Here is a 16,728-nt window from a genome sequence, read left to right on the forward strand (position 1 = left end):
TATAAATAACAAGGTGATACCATATATGACCTCTTAAAAATAAATTTGCATATATGAAAAATCAAGATATTAGTAATTCCATCGATTGGATAACAATTTTGTTATACATCATCCTTGTTATTTTTGGATGGATGACTATTTATTCTGTTACTGTTCCACCTGATCAAGAATATACTTTTGATTTTAGTTTAAATTATGGACGACAAATGATTTTCATGATCATTACCATCCCAATTATTTTCGCCATATTATTTGTAGATTCAAAAATATTTGAACGGTTTTCCTTTGTGTTTTATGGTATTGGAATTGCACTACTTCTCGGATTATTTGTCTTTGGTGTTGAAAAAAAAGGACAAACTAACTGGTATCAATTTGGCGGATTTGGTTTTCAACCTTCTGAGTTTGTTAAAACTGCCGTCGCTTTATTATTATCAAAATATTTGAGTGATGCCCAAGTAAACTTAGCTAAAAGAAACTTTCAATACATTGCTTTTGCCATAATGGGATTGCCGATAGTTTTAATATTAATGCAACCAGATGCTGGTAGTGCGATGATATTTTTATCTCTAATTTTTGTATTATATAGAGAAGGATTACCGGGTTGGTATTTATGGACAGGCGCCATCGCTATCGCCACATTCCTTTTAGCTTTAATTATAAAACCGATATTCCTAATTTCATTTATTGGGGTTTTTATGGTGATTCATTATATTTTCAACCGATTAATTTCCAGAAATCCAATTGTATACGGTTTGATATTTATTGCCATTGCGAGTTTTGCTTTTTCGGTAAGTTATATGTACGATAAAGTTCTAGAACCACATCAAAAAGACCGTATTAACGTGCTTTTAGGGAAAGATGTGAACATGAAAAAAGAAGGTTATAATCTTAACCAATCTATGATTGCGATTGGTTCTGGAGGTTTACTCGGAAAAGGATATTTAGAAGGCACTCAGACCAAAGGTGGTTTCGTACCAGAACAACACACCGATTATATTTTTACAACCGTTGGTGAAGAATGGGGATTTGTAGGAAACCTATTAGTCATGAGTTTATTCGTGTGTTTATTCATTAGAATTTTATACTTAGCTGAAAGGCAAAAAACTAGATTTAGCAGAGTCTATGGCTATTGCGTCGCCACCTATTTATTTACCCACTTTTTTGTAAACATTGCGATGTTAATTCGTTTGTTCCCAACCATTGGAGTTCCACTACCCTTTTTCTCTTATGGTGGTTCTAGTTTATGGGCGTTTACCATTATGCTTTTTATCTTTATTAAGCTAGATGCGAATAAAGTGAATGAGTGGTAATAGAATGGATAAACTTCTAAACATAACTTTAGCACATGAATTTTACAGATGCTCAAAAGCACTTGAAAACTTTTGCAATCAAGCTGTTTATCTAAAGTCAAATCCAACAAAAAAAGACCGAATTGATTGCTACAATTCTTATGTAGATTTTCTTTCACATTTATATGAATTTTATCTAAATTTCATAGAAAATGAATTAAAACACAATAAATCAAAAACTTATGAAATCCATGATTTAAATAATAAAATGAAGGATCATGAAAAGCATGATATAATTCTCAACAATGAATTAAAACAACTATTAAGAAATAGAAAAAACAGAATTATAAAAGGATTTGAAGACAATTTAGGAGAAACAATAGATTTTTATGATAGAAGATTTCCTGAAGAATTTGCTAAACATTTTAGATATATTAGAAACAGAAGAAATCATTCTGATTTTAAAAGAGCATCAGATAATCATGACATTTCACTAAAAGAATTTTTCAAATTATACCATAAATATTTACTAATTATGTATTATGAAACGAAATGGATTTGGGATGTTGATATAGAAAAATATGAATGGAATGGAATTCAAGAATTTGCAACAGAAATTTTGAAGTAATACTTCCTAAAAACTCCAACCTTTATAATCTTTACTCGCTTCTAATTTATTTTCAGTTGCATCATCTAATTTAGGAAAAAAGTCAATTCCTGTTTTCTTTTCTAATTCATCTACAGAAACCACAAATTCATATAAAGGTTTATTCGATTTTTCATGTGGTACTAAAAAAGCAATCATTCTCGTTTTATCTTTCGTTAATAAAACCTTGTAGAAGTATTTTGGCACGGAAACATCTTCTTTACCAATAGTTTCTAAATCATCACTTAAAACACCACCAGTTACAACATAAATGCCATCGTATTTCCCAGCCCAATAGCGTACTTTGTTTTCTAAACGGTTCCAAATTCCAGCATTGAAATCGTATAATTGTGGCGAAGCATTGCTTGTAAAAAAAGTTTCGTCATATAATTCCTGTGTTTGTTTTCTATCGCCAGCCGGACACAAATGTCCTTTCGTATAACCTGATTTTTTATAATTTCCCCAATGTGCTGATTCCGTTTTTACTATTGGATCTTGTTCAAAAAGTGGACGTTCTAAATTGGAATATTTCCATTTTCCATCTTCAAGTAAATAGGCAACCCACTCGCTTTGTTCATGTGCTTCCACATATGAAAACACATACCCTTTATGTTCATAAACCGCATTTGTAGTTGATGTTGGCAGATAAGAAAACTCAATGTTTTCTGCTTCCTTTTCTGAAGTTGGCACATTTATTGTATCGGTTGCTTCTGTTACTTTTTCATTTTTAATTTGACAAGAAGTAAAAACAGAAAGAATAAATATATTTAAAAAAAAAATCGCATAATTATGTTTATTATCTTTGTAAAAGTAAACAAAAAACGTTCAATCTAATACCTACAATTATGAAAAAAACATTAACCTTTATGGCATTTGGTTTGTTTGCGTTAAATGCAAACGCGCAAGATATAACACCTGCTCCAACTCAACCAACTGATTCGATTCAAAAAGTTGAAGTCACTAAATTAGAAAAAGAAAAGACAGACAAAGAAGCTTTAAAAGCAAAAGAAAAAGCAGATAAGGATGCAGCGAAAGAAAAGGAAAAAGCGGAAAAAGCAGCCAGAGACCAACAAAAAGAAATTGAAAAAGAAAAACTTGCATTAACAAAAGAACTTAAAGCCTCTGAAAAAGCAAGAAAAGAAGCAGAAAAAGACCGAAAAAAACTTGAAAAAGAAAGAAAACAATTAGCAGATGCAAGAGATAAAGTTGCTGATTTAAAAGAAGATATTCTTAAAAACAAAGAAAAACTAGAAGACGAGAAAAAGGATTTTGAAAAAGATAAAAAAAGAGGAAAACTTTCTCCAAATGACGAATTAAAGCGTCAAGGAAAAATTGATAAACTTCTTGATAAAAGCATCGAATTACAAAACAAATTAGAAAAAGCTACTATCAAATTAGACAAAATAAGATAAGCGTTTTCATATTCCATAGAAACAAAAAATGCCATTCAATTTGAATGGCATTTTTTTATATTTTAAAATTGAAATTACTTCGAAGCTAATTTTTTCTCTTTAGTTTTTTTAGCTTTTTGACCTTTCATTGAAGTTGTGTTTGCGTCTTTTCCGCTTAAATCAGTTAAAACATTTAATGTTTCTGTCATATAAACATCTTTAATTAATTCACTATGCCATCTGTCGCGTTTTTCTTTTAGCAATTCATCTTTTGCCATTAATTCTAATTCATATGGTAAAGAAGTAAACGTTAAGTTGTTTTTGAATTTCTCAATATCTTTAAATTTCTTTGTTTGTGCTTCAATGTCAGCCAACTCTTTTTTGTAAGAAGTATAATTTAAACTAATTGTATTGTCTTCTTTTCTGTTGTTGATCCATTTTGCATTTTCAGAAATTAAATTGAAATTTTCATTTGCAGCAATTCTGTGTTTACTATTTGCAATTACTTTATCAAAATTCACATTTAATGGTGTGTAATCAGCTGGTTCAATTTTATCCCATGGTAAAGCGCTTTTTTCGTCTTTTTCACCAGTTTCCATAAAACTAAAACGGTCTGGCATTACAATATCACTTTTTACACCTTCTAATTGCGTAGAACCACCATTAATTCTGTAGAATTTTTGAGTCGTAGTTTTTAACGCTCCTAAATCTCCGTATTGGTTACCACGAACAAATTCGTTTAATTCAAATACATTTTGAACCGTTCCTTTTCCGTAAGATTGCTTACTTCCAACAACAATTCCTCTTTTATAATCTTGGATTGCAGCTGCAAAAATTTCTGAAGCTGAAGCCGAATAATTGTTAATCATTACAACTAACGGACCGTCCCATTGTACTTTTGCATCAGTATCAGGTAAAACTTGTGCTTTACCATTTGCTGGTTTTACTTGAACTACTGGACCTTTATCGATAAATAAACCTGTCATTTTCACAACCGTTTCTAAAGAACCTCCGCCATTGTCACGTAAGTCCATTACAATTCCTTGAACGTTCAATTCTTTTAATCTTTCAATTTCTTGAGCAACATCTTTAAAAGCATCTCTTTGCGATTTGTTTTCAAAAGATTGGTAGAATTTCGGCAAATAAATTACACCATATAATTTCCCATCTTTATTAACCACAGTCGATTTTGCAAAAGTTTCTTCTGTTTCCACTTCGTCTCTAAAAATTGGCACTACTTTAATAGTTCCATCTACTTTTTTAACTGTCAGTTTTACTAAAGTTCCTTTTGGTCCTTTTATCTTTTTAATAACATCATCTAAACGCATTCCAGAAATGTCAATAGGCTCTTCGTTTCCTTGACCCACTTTGATAATAATATCGCCTTGTTCCAATAATTTTCCTCTCCAAGCTGGACCACCACTGATTAATTCTGAAACTTCAATTCCTTCATTTTTCTTTTGTAAACGCGCGCCAATTCCTTCGAATTTTCCACTCATACTTACATCAAATTTCTCTTTATCTTCTGGAGAAAAATAATACGTATGTGGATCGTATTGCGTTACAATCGCATTAAGATAAATTGAGAACCAATCTTCACGAGTTAATTCTCCAATAAAACTGAAGTTGTTATTTAAATTACTTTCCGTGTTTTTTCTAGCTTTTTCTTCTAATTGTTCAAAAGTTTTTGGAGCTGATTTAACTGCTTCTTTATTTTCTTTAACATCAACTACTTGACTAATAGTTTTGTCTGCATTTTTTACAATAGCATCTTGAATTTCTTCTTTATCCGTAATATCACTTAACACAGCGAATTCCAATTGCTTTCTCCATCTTGCCACTAAATCAGCTTTAGAAGTTGCGAATGGTAATTTTTCGTAATCTACATTAATGGTTTCTTCGTCATTTAAGTTTAATGGTTTAGAAAGAATTTCACTATAAATTTCTTTAGATTCTTTCATTCTTAACATTAATCTTTTGTATGTTAAATCGAAAAAAGACAAATCTTTACTTCTAATCATATCATCAATTGAATTTTCATATTTCTGAAATTCATTGATATCCGATTCGATAAAATATCTTTTCGTTGGATCTAACGACTGAATATAAGACGCATAGGCTTTCTTCGAAAAATCATCATTCAATTGAATTGGTGAAAAATGCCCTTTTTCTAACACGAAAGAAAGCAACTCAATTAACATTTTATCCTTTTCGTCGCCAGACGTTTTTTGAGACGGAATAAAACTCCACAATCCTGCAGATAATATTCCTACGATCAATAAAACTCTATAATTTCTTTTCATAAATTCTACTATATTTTTCATTTCTAATTTCTAAAATCGTGCCAAAAGTGTAATCGTACCATTATTTAAAATGATGAAAACAAATTTAATATTTTTATCTGCAATAAAATCATAAAATATGATAATTTAGCAAATAATTTAACACTTCACGAAAATGAAAAAAATTCTAATTACTAATGATGATGGTATTGCAGCACCAGGAATAAAAGCCTTAACGGAAGTGATGCACGAATTAGGTGAAATTTTTATTATTGCACCTGATAGCGCGCAAAGCGGAATGGGTCATGCCATAACCATAAACAGTACGTTAGAATTGAAGCATATTCCAGGTTTTTTAGGAACCGAAAATGCCTATAGTTGCACTGGAACACCGGTAGATTGTGTGAAAATGGGGATTCATGAACTAATGAAAACTAGACCCGATTTATGTGTTTCTGGAGTAAATCATGGTTCGAATTCATCTATAAATGTGATTTATTCTGGTACGATGAGTGCTGCGGTTGAAGGCGGAATTGAAGGAATTCCATCGATTGGATTTTCATTGTGTGATTATAGTTGGGACGCTAATTTCGAAAACATCAAACCTTATATCAAAAAAATTGCATTAGAAGTTTTAGAAAAAGGTTTACCAGAAGGTGTTATTTTAAATGTAAATTTCCCGAAAACAGATAAAATTAAAGGTATTAAAATTTGTCGTCAAGCGAAAGCGGCTTGGGAAGAAGAATTTGACAAACGCACTAATCCAATGGGAAAAGAATACTATTGGTTAACAGGAAAATTTGTGAATCATGATAATGGTGAAGATACGGACGAATGGGCTTTAGCAAATGATTACATTTCCATAGTTCCCGTTCATTTTGATTTGACGGCCTATCACGCGATTCAGCAATTAAACAATTGGAATTTATAGTTTTCGAACTGAATCTCTTTTTCGTAATTCGGTTTTAATTACGGCCGTTTCAAATATTTTTTCTGATTCTGAATCAGGAATTTCTTCAATACGTTTGATGATTAATTCCGCCGTTTTTTGCCCGATTTCTGGTGCGTGCTGACTTATGGTTGACAAACTTGGCGTCATTCGACGTGACCACAACCCGTCGGCAAATCCAATTATTGACACATCATCTGGAACATGAAGTCCGTTTTTTAAACAAAATTTCATGGCGGTTACCACAGCATATTCGTCAATAGCAAAAATCGCATCTGGTTTTTTATCTAAAATAAGTTTGCTCATTTTCTCATCAAAACCAATATCAGAATCCATTAATAAAGAAATACTCTCATCAAAATTAATATTGTTTTTCAGCAATGCTTCTTTGTAACCGTTTTGTCTTAAATCGCCCACACTTAAATTATTGATGGTAGAAAATAAGGCGATTTTTTTACAATTTGTATCAATTAAATATTGAGTAGCATTTACCGCAGAATCGAAATCATCTACAATTACTTTATCGCATTTTAATTCTTCTGCAATTCGGTCAAACAAAACAACTGGCGTTCCGTGACGTATTACATTATATATATGTGCAAAATCATTTTCTTTTTGAGTCTCTTCGGCCAAAGCTAAAATAAAACCATCAATCGCACCATTATCTAACATTTCAATCATTTGTTTTTCTTTTTCCAAAGATTCGTTAGAGGTACACGTAATTAAATTATATCCTTTTTCGTTGGCATATAATTCAATTCCAGAAAAAACTTTAGCAAAAAACGGATTTAAAATATTTGGTAAAACCACACCAATAGTATAGGAACGCTGGTTTTTTAAGTTTTTAGCAATGCTATTGGGTTTGTAATTTTTAAGTTGGGCAAATTCTTTAATTTTAATTTTAGTTTGCTCGCTAATTTCAGGACTATTGCTTAACGCTTTAGAAACCGTTGAAGTAGAAACACCCAATTCTTTTGCTAATTCTTTTAATGTGGCTTTAGATTTCATTTTCATACTATATCAAAATCAAAAATATAAAAACAGACCCTAATAATTGTATTAAAATGAATATAAATTTAGAATAGAATTCAAAGACTTCAAAATCAATACAAAAGAAATTTAGGTTAGAGTTTGTAATTTTAATATTTAATTGTACTTTTGCACCCCTAAACCCGAAGTTCGGGGATAGGAATGGAATGTTTAATTAAAAATTAGTATTGTGAACACATTAAGCTACAAGACAATTTCGGCAAACAAGGCTACTGCAGACAAGCAGTGGATTGTTGTAGACGCTGAAGGTCATAACTTAGGTCGTTTTGCTTCTAAAGTAGCTATGCTATTAAGAGGTAAGTACAAGCCAAGTTATACGCCGCATGTTGACTGTGGAGATAACGTGATTGTTATTAACGCAGAAAAAATCAATCTTACTGGAAACAAATTGGATGAGAAAACTTACATCCGTCACACAGGTTATCCAGGAGGACAAAGAAGTCTAACTGCAAAAGTAATGCAACAAAAGAATCCTGCATTATTAGTAGAAAAAGCAGTTAAAGGAATGTTGCCTAAAAACAAATTAGGGGCTCAATTATTCCGTAATTTAAATGTTAACATAGGAGATGCTCATAAACATGCAGCACAATCACCTAAAACTGTTAACCTAAACGATCTTAAGTAATGGGAGTAATTCACAAAATCGGAAGAAGAAAATGTGCAGTTGCACGTGTTTATGTTTCAGAAGGAACTGGTAACATTACAGTTAACAAAAGAGAGTTCGCTGTTTACTTTCCAACTGCTACATTGCAGTACAAAGTAAAACAAGCTTTAACATTAACTAACAACGAAAACAATTTCGACGTTAAAATTAATGTTTATGGTGGTGGAGCAACTGGTCAAGCAGAAGCTGTAAGAATGGCAATTGCAAGAGCAATGTGCGAAGTAGAAGCAGAAAACAGATTGGTTTTAAAACCAGAAGGATTACTAACAAGAGATCCAAGAATGGTAGAACGTAAAAAATTCGGTCAGAAGAAAGCACGTAAGAGATTCCAATTCTCGAAACGTTAATATTGGATTTATTCCTGTATTATTTTTCAGATACATTTTTACAATTAAATTAGAATTTAAAAACAAGTTGTCGATATTTCTTTTTATTGAAAAAGAAATTAGTTTAGCATCTAAATTTTTAAGACAAACGCAAGTTACTACTTAAAGATTGCTAGAACACGGAACGTAAACTATTACAAAATGGCAAACAAAATTGACGTTAAAGAGTTACTAGAGGCTGGTGTACATTTCGGACACATGACTCGTAAGTGGGATCCAAACATGGCTCCTTACATTTATATGGAACGTAATGGTATTCATATCATTAACCTATATAAAACTGCTGCAAAAATCGAAGAAGCTAATGAAGCTTTGAAAAAAATTGCTGCATCTGGTAGAAAAATACTTTTCGTAGCTACCAAAAAACAAGCAAAAGATATCGTTGCTGAAAAAGCTGCTGCTTGTAACATGCCGTACATCACTGAAAGATGGCCAGGTGGTATGTTAACAAACTTCATCACTATCAGAAAAGCTATTAAAAAAATGGCTTCTATTGACAGAATGAAAAAAGACGGTACTTTTATGACGCTTTCTAAAAAAGAACGTTTACAAGTTGATCGTTTAAGAGCAAAATTAGACAAGAACTTAGGTTCAATTGCTGACATGTCAAGAATTCCTGCTGCATTATTCGTAGTAGATATTAAAGCTGAACATATCGCGGTAAAAGAAGCAAAAAAGTTAAACATTCCAGTATTCGCAATGGTTGATACAAACTCTGACCCTCGTTTGGTTGAGTACGTTATTCCAGCTAACGACGATGCTTCTAAATCAATCGATAAAATTTTATCTTTAGTAACTACTTCTATTACAGAAGGTTTATCTGAGAGAAAATCAGACAAAGAAGAAACTGCAACTGAAGCTCCTGTAGCTGAAGCTGAAGAAACTTCATCTGAAGCATAAATAATATAAATTCCGAAAGTAAAATTCCAAATTCCAAATTAATTTATTAACTTTTTGTTGTAAATTATATAAAACTGGAATTTGGATTTTTACGATTGGAATTTCTTTTTTTACATTAATAATTTAAAATATAATAAAATGTCAAATATAACTGCTGCTGAAGTTAACAAATTAAGAACTACAACTGGTGCTGGTATGATGGATTGCAAAAAAGCTTTAGTTGAAGCTGAAGGTAATTTTGAATTAGCAATTGAAATTTTAAGAAAAAAAGGTCAAAAAGTTGCTGCTAACCGTTCTGATAGAGAATCTACAGAAGGTGCTGTTATTGCTGTTGTTAATAGTGATAATACTGCTGGTGTTGTTGTTTCTTTAAATTGTGAAACTGACTTCGTAGGTAAAAACGAAGGTTTCGTAAAATTAGCAAATGATTTCGCAAACTTAGCATTAAACTTTACTGATAAAGACGCTTTCTTAGCTGCTGACTTCGGTGGAATCACTGTTGCTGAAAAATTAATTGAGCAAACTGGTGTAATTGGAGAAAAAATTGAAATCGGTTCTTTCGAAAGATTAGAAGGTGCTTTTGTTAATTCTTACATTCACGCTGGAAACGGTATTGCTACTTTAGTAGCTTTATCTGCAAATGTTGATGGTGGTGCTGAAGCTGCTAGAAACGTTGCAATGCAAGCTGCTGCAATGGCGCCAATCGCTTTAGATGAGTCTGGAGTTGATGCTGATACTATTGCAAAAGAAATTGAAATCGCAAAAGATATGTTACGTCAAGAAGGTAAACCAGAAGCTATGATTGAAAACATCGCTAAAGGTAAATTAGGACGTTTCTTTAAAGATAATACTTTAGTAAACCAAGATTATATTAAAGATAGTTCAATGAGTGTTGCTGCTTACATTAAATCTGTAGATTCAGGTTTAACTGTTACAGGGTTCAAAAGAGCTGCTTTAGGATAATATATCTTAAAAATATCTATACCTTTAAGGCTGTCAAATTTGACAGCCTTATTTTTTACTTGTATTTTATGGGAAACAAAAATTCAAAATGGTTTATCTTGCTAATATTAGCAGTAGTTTGGGGAAGTTCATTTATACTAATGAAAAAAGGTTTAGATGGCGGTATGAATGCTTATCAATTAGGCGCTTACCGAATTATATTCACCTCAGCATTTTTGCTACTTATAGCTGGAAAAGAACTATTTAAAATTAATTCAACCAAAATTAAATATATTTTTTTAGCTGGATTGCTAGGTAACTTCTTCCCTATTTTTCTTTTCGCATTAGCGCAAACTCAAATTAGCAGCTCAATTAGTTCTACCTTAAACTCGTTTACACCTTTAAACACATTAATAATTGGAAGTATATTTTTCGGATTAACCTTTAGCAGAAAACAAATTTTGGGTTTATTAATCGGAATTGCGGGTTGCTTACTATTAGTTTACGCTGGCGCTTCAGGAAATCCTTCTAAAAATTATTGGTATGCACTTTTGGTGATTGTAGCCTCCTGGTGTTATGCTTCAAATATTAATTTAGTAAAAAAATATTTATCTGATGTATCTCCATTAGCTATTACAGTAGGGAATTTTGCTTTTTTACTTTTACCTGCAATTGGAATTTTACTTTATAATGGATTTGATTTTCAAACGATTCATCAAGTAGCTGATGGTTACAATATATATCCTTTGTTCTATGTCGCAATTTTAGGAATTGTTGGTACAGGATTAGCCAATATTTACTTTTATCGATTGATACAAATGTCCTCACCTATTTTTGCATCCAACGTAACCTACTTAATTCCTGTTGTTGCAACTATTTGGAGTGTAATTTTCAATGAAGGAGTCACCTTGTTACAAGTTGCAGGAACTGTAATTATTTTATTTGGAGTTTATATTACGAATAGAAAGTAGAACAAACATAAAATAAACAAAATGAGCTCGATATTATATCGGGCTTTTTTTTTAATTCTATAAGCATTTACATTTGGTCTGATTTTTTTGCATTTCATTAAATTATTCGATTAACTGCTTGATTTTCAAGATTAAAAGATAAATGAATTTCAACCCAGCTTTAGAATAAGTTCTAACTTTGTAAAAAGATAAATGAAATTCTTATGAACAAAATTTACTTAACTCCAAAACAGCCCCACCAAAATGCAAACCAAATCTTAAAAATCAACATCAGAAAAAAACAATTCAGTTTATTTTTATTGATGTTTTTATTGGTTTCAGTCAAAATTTTAGGTCAATCCGTTGGCGATTACAGATCAGTAAATCCTGGCGGCCCATGGACTACTTTAGGTAGTTGGGAATACTACAACGGCAGTAGCTGGATTGCGGCCTCAACCTATCCAGGACAAAACCCAACAGGAACTGGTGTAGTTACAATTCTAGCAGGACACTCCATTTCTATTGGAACTACAGGGATAAACACAGGAGTAATCGGCTCAATTATTATATCAGGAAACTTAGCACTTACAGGAACTAATACCGGAGGAAATGGAACTGATTATGTTTTTAACACGCAATTAATTTCAGTTACACCTCTTTTAGGAACTATTACATTTATTGATAAGATAGATTTAATATTACCTAATAATGCTGTACTTTCAGTAACCTATGACATTACACCAAATCCGGATTATTATGGACTTATCGGAGATTGTAATCACAACCAAGATATTCATATTGGTTCATCCATTTACGCATATTGTAACGGAGGTGGAACAACTGCACTAACTTTTCAAGAAGTGATGGCTGGTGATGGAACCTTGAATTCATCACCAAGTTCAAACACCCCAGTTTGTGAAGGCAGTCAAATTAATCTTTCCGGAAGTTATTTAGGCACTTTTGGTACTACTGTAACTTATAGTTGGGCCATAATTGCCCCAGGTGGTGGAAACAGTTCTTCAGCTTTGCAAAACCCTGTTATACCTAATGCTTTAGTAGGAACTTATACAGCTACACTTACTTGTACAACAACTTACAGTGGAAATACGTATAATAATTACGAAGCTATTTCAATTCTTGTAAATCCACGTCCTGGTACTATTTCTATTGGTACAATCACACAACCTACATGTGCTTTACCAACTGGAAGTGTTCAATTAAACAACTTACCAGCAGGAAACTGGACTATTAATCCGGGAGCTATTGCAGGAAGCGGAAGTAGTTATACCGTTAGTGGTTTGACTCCAGGTAGTTATTCTTTTACAGCAACCAATAGTGGAGGCTGTACTTCTGTAGCAACTAGTCCTGTTAATATTATTTCTTCAAGTAAAGTTTGGAATGGCTCAATTAGTTCCGATTGGTTTGCTCCTTCAAATTGGACACCAAATAATGTCCCAAATGCAACGGACTGTGTTTCAATAACAAATATTGGAAATTCACCAGTAATTTCAGGACCTTCTGTGGCCTATGCTTATGCAATTACAGTACCTAGTAATGGAAGTTTAGAAATAGTATCAACTGGTATTTTACAAGTAACAGATGTCATAAATGTGAATGCTAACGGTATTTTCAACATTAGAAATAACGGAAGTTTGATCCAAATAAACAATGTGAGTAATATTGGAAATATCAATATGGAAAGAACAGCTTTTGTTGACCATAGTGATTATGTGTATTGGTCAAGTCCAGTTGCGGGATTTAATTCTGCAAATATTTCAATTTTTTCTAGTAATTCGAATCTTTACAAGTGGGTTCCAACTATACCTGGAAATGGTATTGGAGCATTCGGGAATTGGGCATATGCTACAGAAACTATGATACTTGGAAAAGGTTATGCTGAAAGAGGTTTGAACGGCGCACCTCAAAACTCACCTGTAAACTTCACCTCAACATTTACAGGCGTGCCTAACAACGGAAATATTACAACTCCAATTTCAAGAGGAACTTATAATACTATAGGAACGTATCCTTCACCGTATTCTCCAACAAATGCTACACAAGATGATGATAATTGGAACTTATTAGGAAATCCATATGCATCCTCAATTTCTGCAGACGCCTTTTTAACAGCAAACGCTACCAATATTATGGGTTTTGTTAATATTTGGAGACATGGAATTGCGCCAAGTGCAGGTGCTACAGATCCTTTCTATGGCAACTATGCTTATAATTATGACGCGTCTGATTATTTAACATATAATCTTTCTGGACCTTCTTCCCCATTAGGTTTTGATGGTTATATTGGTGCAGGACAAGGATTTTTCGTTTTAATGAATCCTTTAAGCCCGTTAACTTCAACAACAGCAGTGTTTAATAACACTATGAGAAGCAGTAGTTATCGTAACGACCAGTTTTACAAAACTGCAAACACAAATACAGCTGATTATCCTGAAGGAAGAATTTGGATCGATTTAGTATCTTCAACAACAAGCATCTCAACACTTATTGCTTATGTTAACGGGGCAACCAATCAAAAAGACCAACTGTATGATGCACAAGTCGATTTAAAAGCCCCTTTTAGTATTTATTCTTTATTAGAGGGTTATGACAGAAACATTATTCAAGGTAGAAGCTTGCCGTTTGATCAAAACGATCAAGTACCATTAGCTATTAAAGTACCGAGTTCTGGCAGTTACACTTTCTTTATTAAAGGAATTGATGGATTATTGAGTAATCAAAATATATATTTGGAAGACAAACTGTTAAATATAATTTATAATTTACGAATAGATCCATACACATTTACAGCCTCACAAGGTGAAACGCTTGATAGATTTGTATTACGTTTTACAAATAATATATTATCAACGGACCAGAATGTGTTTTCTGACCAAGTAACTATTTTCACAAACAACAATATCAATGTAAAATCAACAGTTCAATCGATTAATGAAATAATGATATATGATATACTAGGGAAAAATTTAGTTGACAGAAAAAATATTAACCAACAAGAAATCATTTTATCTGAATTAAAAGCTACAACTGGCGTATTAATTGTTAAAGTCAAACTTGAAAATGATGTGGTTATAACTAAAAAAGTTGTTTATTAATTCAAAATACATCTTCAGAAACAACCCCGTGTTTTTTAATATGAATAGATGTAAAATAAAAAAGGATTGCTTTCGCAATCCTTTTTTCTATATCAAAATAAAATTTATTCAAAATCTTTATCAGTAACACCTTCATTAATTTTTACATCTTGTGTAATAAACTCTAATGGCATACCCACATCTAAAGTAGTTTTGTAAGGAACTTTTACTCCTTTAACATCTACATAATCAGCATATGTTGTCATTACTTTACGTTTTTGATCTCCTTCACCTGCTTCATTTTCAGCAGCCACTCTTAATCCTGTTTTTACATCATAAAAATATTTTGAAGTATTCACTTGAATTACATAAGCATCTTGACCATTAACAGCCTCAATTCCACTTAAAACAATTGTTTTATCAGCTAACAAGGCTAATTCAATAAACGGAACAGCTTCTTTTTTCTCTTTAACTAATTCAGCACCTTCAATATTTTTTTTCTGACCTTGAGAAGTTTGGTAACCTGTTTTGTCTCCAATAATTTGTTTCATTAATGACATTCCTTTCATCGTAACATCTGTTGAAGACATTCCTTTGTTTGAAGTTTTAGAAACCATGTCTAAAGTTTGACCTTGAATTGTTCCTTTTGAAATCACAAACAATGTTTTAACAGCTTTTAAGGCTTTTTCTCCACCAATTGCATCAACGTGTTTCTTAATTACAGATTGAGCTGTTACACCAGCAGGAATTTCTTTTTTAACAACAGGCTTTTCAACTTTGTTTCCATATTTATCAAAATAGAAAATTGGCATTTTTTCTTTTGCACTCATTGCTTCTAATCCTGGTAATACATCAGCTGCTTTACCAACAATTACAACTCTAGTATTATTTGCTAAGAAATATTTATTAGCTGCATTTCTAATATCTTCTGGAGTTACCGCATTGATATTTCTTACATAATTTTCGTAGAAATCTTCAGGTAAACCTAATGTTTTAATGTTTAATGCATAACGAGCAATAGTTGCAGGTTTTTCAATTTGCATTACGAAGTTTCCAATGTATTTTGCTTTTGCATTTTTTAAATCTTCAGCAGAAACTAAATCAGTTCTAATTTTTTTCAATTCGTTGAAAATTTCAACAACTGCACTATCAGTAACTGTGTTTCTTACAGAAGCTGTAGAAGAAAATTTAGAGATATATTTACTAGCTCCTAAATTAGAATACGAACCGTATGTCCAACCGTGTTTTTCTCTTAAGTTTAAAAACAAACGACCTTCTCCACCACCACCAAGAATTTGGTTAGCTAAAATAGCAGCAAAATAATCTTTATCATTCATTTTTAATTTTGATAAATTGATTAACGAAATTTCAGATTGAACTGCATTTGGTACATCAACAAAATTAATTTGAGAATATTGTAAATCTTTTGGATCGTTATAAGTTAAATTTGGTGCTGTAGCTTTTTTCCAAACATCAGCTCCAAATAACTCTTCTACTTTTTTCTTAACATCTTTTGTTTTTACATCACCGATAACTACTAAATAAGCATTTCCTGGTACGAAATACGTGTTATAATGATTGATCACATCTTGTAAAGTCACATTTTTTAATGTTTCTTCAGAAGTAAATTCTCCATTATAGTGCTCTTTTCCGAATGTTAAAACATTTTGTACACGACCTGCAATTGCAGAAGCGCTTTTTTCATCAGATTTTAAACCTTCAATTATTTTTGCTCTTTCCGCATCAAAATCAGCTTGAGTAAATAATGGATTTAAAGCTCCGTCTGCTAATAATTCTAAAATTCTTGCAGAATATCTAGACAAACCACTTGCAGAAGCACCTGATTCGTTAAAATTAAAATTAGCTCCTAAAAAGTCAATTTCTTCGTTAAATTTATCTTTAGAAATTTTTTCTGTAGCATTACCAATCATAGCACTTACTAAATCTGTAACTCCTTTTTTGCTTCCTTCCGCAAAAGGGGCATTATCTAAAGTTAAGTTAAAAGAAACTCTTGGTAATTTATGATTTTCAACAACCATCACTTTTAAACCATTTTCTAAAGTGAAAGTTTCTGGCTTATTAATGTTAATTGATGGTGCTGGCCCTTGCTTAGGCATTTTTCTGTCTTGTGCTTGCATAGTTATTGTTACTAATAAACTGGCTGCGATATATAAATACTTCTTCATC

Annotated in this window: 14 protein-coding genes; 10 read left to right on the top strand and 4 right to left on the bottom strand. The window is 31.9% G+C overall.

All coding sequences use genetic code 11. The annotated features are described in order from the left end of the window. The first annotated feature begins 53 nt into the window (after window positions 1-53). The gene (gene rodA, locus BMX42_RS05695; RefSeq protein ID WP_091310215.1) at window positions 54-1,310 is read left to right on the top strand and encodes a rod shape-determining protein RodA; all 1,257 of its coding nucleotides are present in this window, start codon (window positions 54-56) and stop codon (window positions 1,308-1,310) included. Continuing rightward, window positions 1,300-1,917, top strand: a complete 618-nt coding sequence (locus tag BMX42_RS05700; protein ID WP_091310219.1) for a hypothetical protein — start codon at window positions 1,300-1,302, stop codon at window positions 1,915-1,917. Before rodA ends, BMX42_RS05700 begins: the two co-directional genes overlap by 11 nt. Window positions 1,918-1,923: 6 nt before the next feature. Here the strand turns inward: BMX42_RS05700 and BMX42_RS05705 are convergent, their stop codons facing one another. Further along, window positions 1,924-2,625: a DNA/RNA non-specific endonuclease gene (locus BMX42_RS05705; RefSeq protein WP_245748253.1), complete on the bottom strand. Its 702-nt coding sequence runs from the start codon at window positions 2,623-2,625 to the stop codon at window positions 1,924-1,926. A gap of 155 nt (window positions 2,626-2,780) precedes the next feature. Here BMX42_RS05705 and BMX42_RS05710 point away from each other — a divergent pair, with 155 nt between their 5' ends. Next, window positions 2,781-3,347 (top strand): hypothetical protein, encoded by a 567-nt coding sequence (locus tag BMX42_RS05710; protein WP_091310226.1) that lies wholly within the window; start codon window positions 2,781-2,783, stop codon window positions 3,345-3,347. Between the two features lie 74 nt (window positions 3,348-3,421). On the opposite strand, the gene BMX42_RS05715 is transcribed toward BMX42_RS05710, so the two are convergent. Further along, complete coding sequence (locus BMX42_RS05715; RefSeq protein WP_091310230.1) at window positions 3,422-5,650, bottom strand: carboxy terminal-processing peptidase; 2,229 nt, start codon at window positions 5,648-5,650, stop codon at window positions 3,422-3,424. A 133-nt stretch (window positions 5,651-5,783) separates the two neighbouring features. Between BMX42_RS05715 and surE the strand changes: the two genes are divergently transcribed. Next, window positions 5,784-6,539 (top strand): 5'/3'-nucleotidase SurE, encoded by a 756-nt coding sequence (surE, locus tag BMX42_RS05720; RefSeq protein ID WP_091310233.1) that lies wholly within the window; start codon window positions 5,784-5,786, stop codon window positions 6,537-6,539. Here the strand turns inward: surE and BMX42_RS05725 are convergent. Beyond that, window positions 6,534-7,565, bottom strand: a complete 1,032-nt coding sequence (locus BMX42_RS05725; RefSeq protein ID WP_091310916.1) for a LacI family DNA-binding transcriptional regulator — start codon at window positions 7,563-7,565, stop codon at window positions 6,534-6,536. The genes surE and BMX42_RS05725 overlap by 6 nt on opposite strands. A 211-nt stretch (window positions 7,566-7,776) precedes the next feature. Between BMX42_RS05725 and rplM the strand changes: the two genes are divergently transcribed. From rplM to BMX42_RS05755, 6 genes are all read left to right on the top strand, one after another. Continuing rightward, complete coding sequence (gene rplM / locus BMX42_RS05730) at window positions 7,777-8,232, top strand: 50S ribosomal protein L13 (protein ID WP_091310237.1); 456 nt, start codon at window positions 7,777-7,779, stop codon at window positions 8,230-8,232. Then, window positions 8,232-8,618 (top strand): 30S ribosomal protein S9, encoded by a 387-nt coding sequence (gene rpsI / locus BMX42_RS05735; RefSeq protein ID WP_091310242.1) that lies wholly within the window; start codon window positions 8,232-8,234, stop codon window positions 8,616-8,618. The genes rplM and rpsI overlap by 1 nt, the downstream gene beginning before the upstream one ends. A 180-nt stretch (window positions 8,619-8,798) precedes the next feature. Beyond that, complete coding sequence (gene rpsB, locus BMX42_RS05740) at window positions 8,799-9,557, top strand: 30S ribosomal protein S2 (protein WP_091310245.1); 759 nt, start codon at window positions 8,799-8,801, stop codon at window positions 9,555-9,557. 138 nt (window positions 9,558-9,695) lie between these two features. Continuing rightward, the gene (gene tsf, locus BMX42_RS05745; RefSeq protein ID WP_091310920.1) at window positions 9,696-10,520 is read left to right on the top strand and encodes a translation elongation factor Ts; all 825 of its coding nucleotides are present in this window, start codon (window positions 9,696-9,698) and stop codon (window positions 10,518-10,520) included. Window positions 10,521-10,588: 68 nt separating this feature from the next. Then, complete coding sequence (locus BMX42_RS05750; RefSeq protein ID WP_091310249.1) at window positions 10,589-11,470, top strand: DMT family transporter; 882 nt, start codon at window positions 10,589-10,591, stop codon at window positions 11,468-11,470. 203 nt (window positions 11,471-11,673) lie between these two features. Further along, entirely contained in the window at window positions 11,674-14,562 is a 2,889-nt protein-coding gene (locus BMX42_RS05755) for a T9SS sorting signal type C domain-containing protein (protein ID WP_091310253.1), read from the top strand. 104 nt (window positions 14,563-14,666) lie between these two features. On the opposite strand, the gene BMX42_RS05760 is transcribed toward BMX42_RS05755, so the two are convergent. Further along, a complete protein-coding gene (locus tag BMX42_RS05760) occupies window positions 14,667-16,727 on the bottom strand; it encodes a M16 family metallopeptidase (RefSeq protein ID WP_177169125.1) in 2,061 nt (686 codons plus the stop codon). Window position 16,728 lies beyond the last annotated feature (1 nt).

The organism is Flavobacterium terrigena (assembly GCF_900108955.1).
Taxonomy (GTDB): Bacteria; Bacteroidota; Bacteroidia; order Flavobacteriales; family Flavobacteriaceae; genus Flavobacterium; species Flavobacterium terrigena.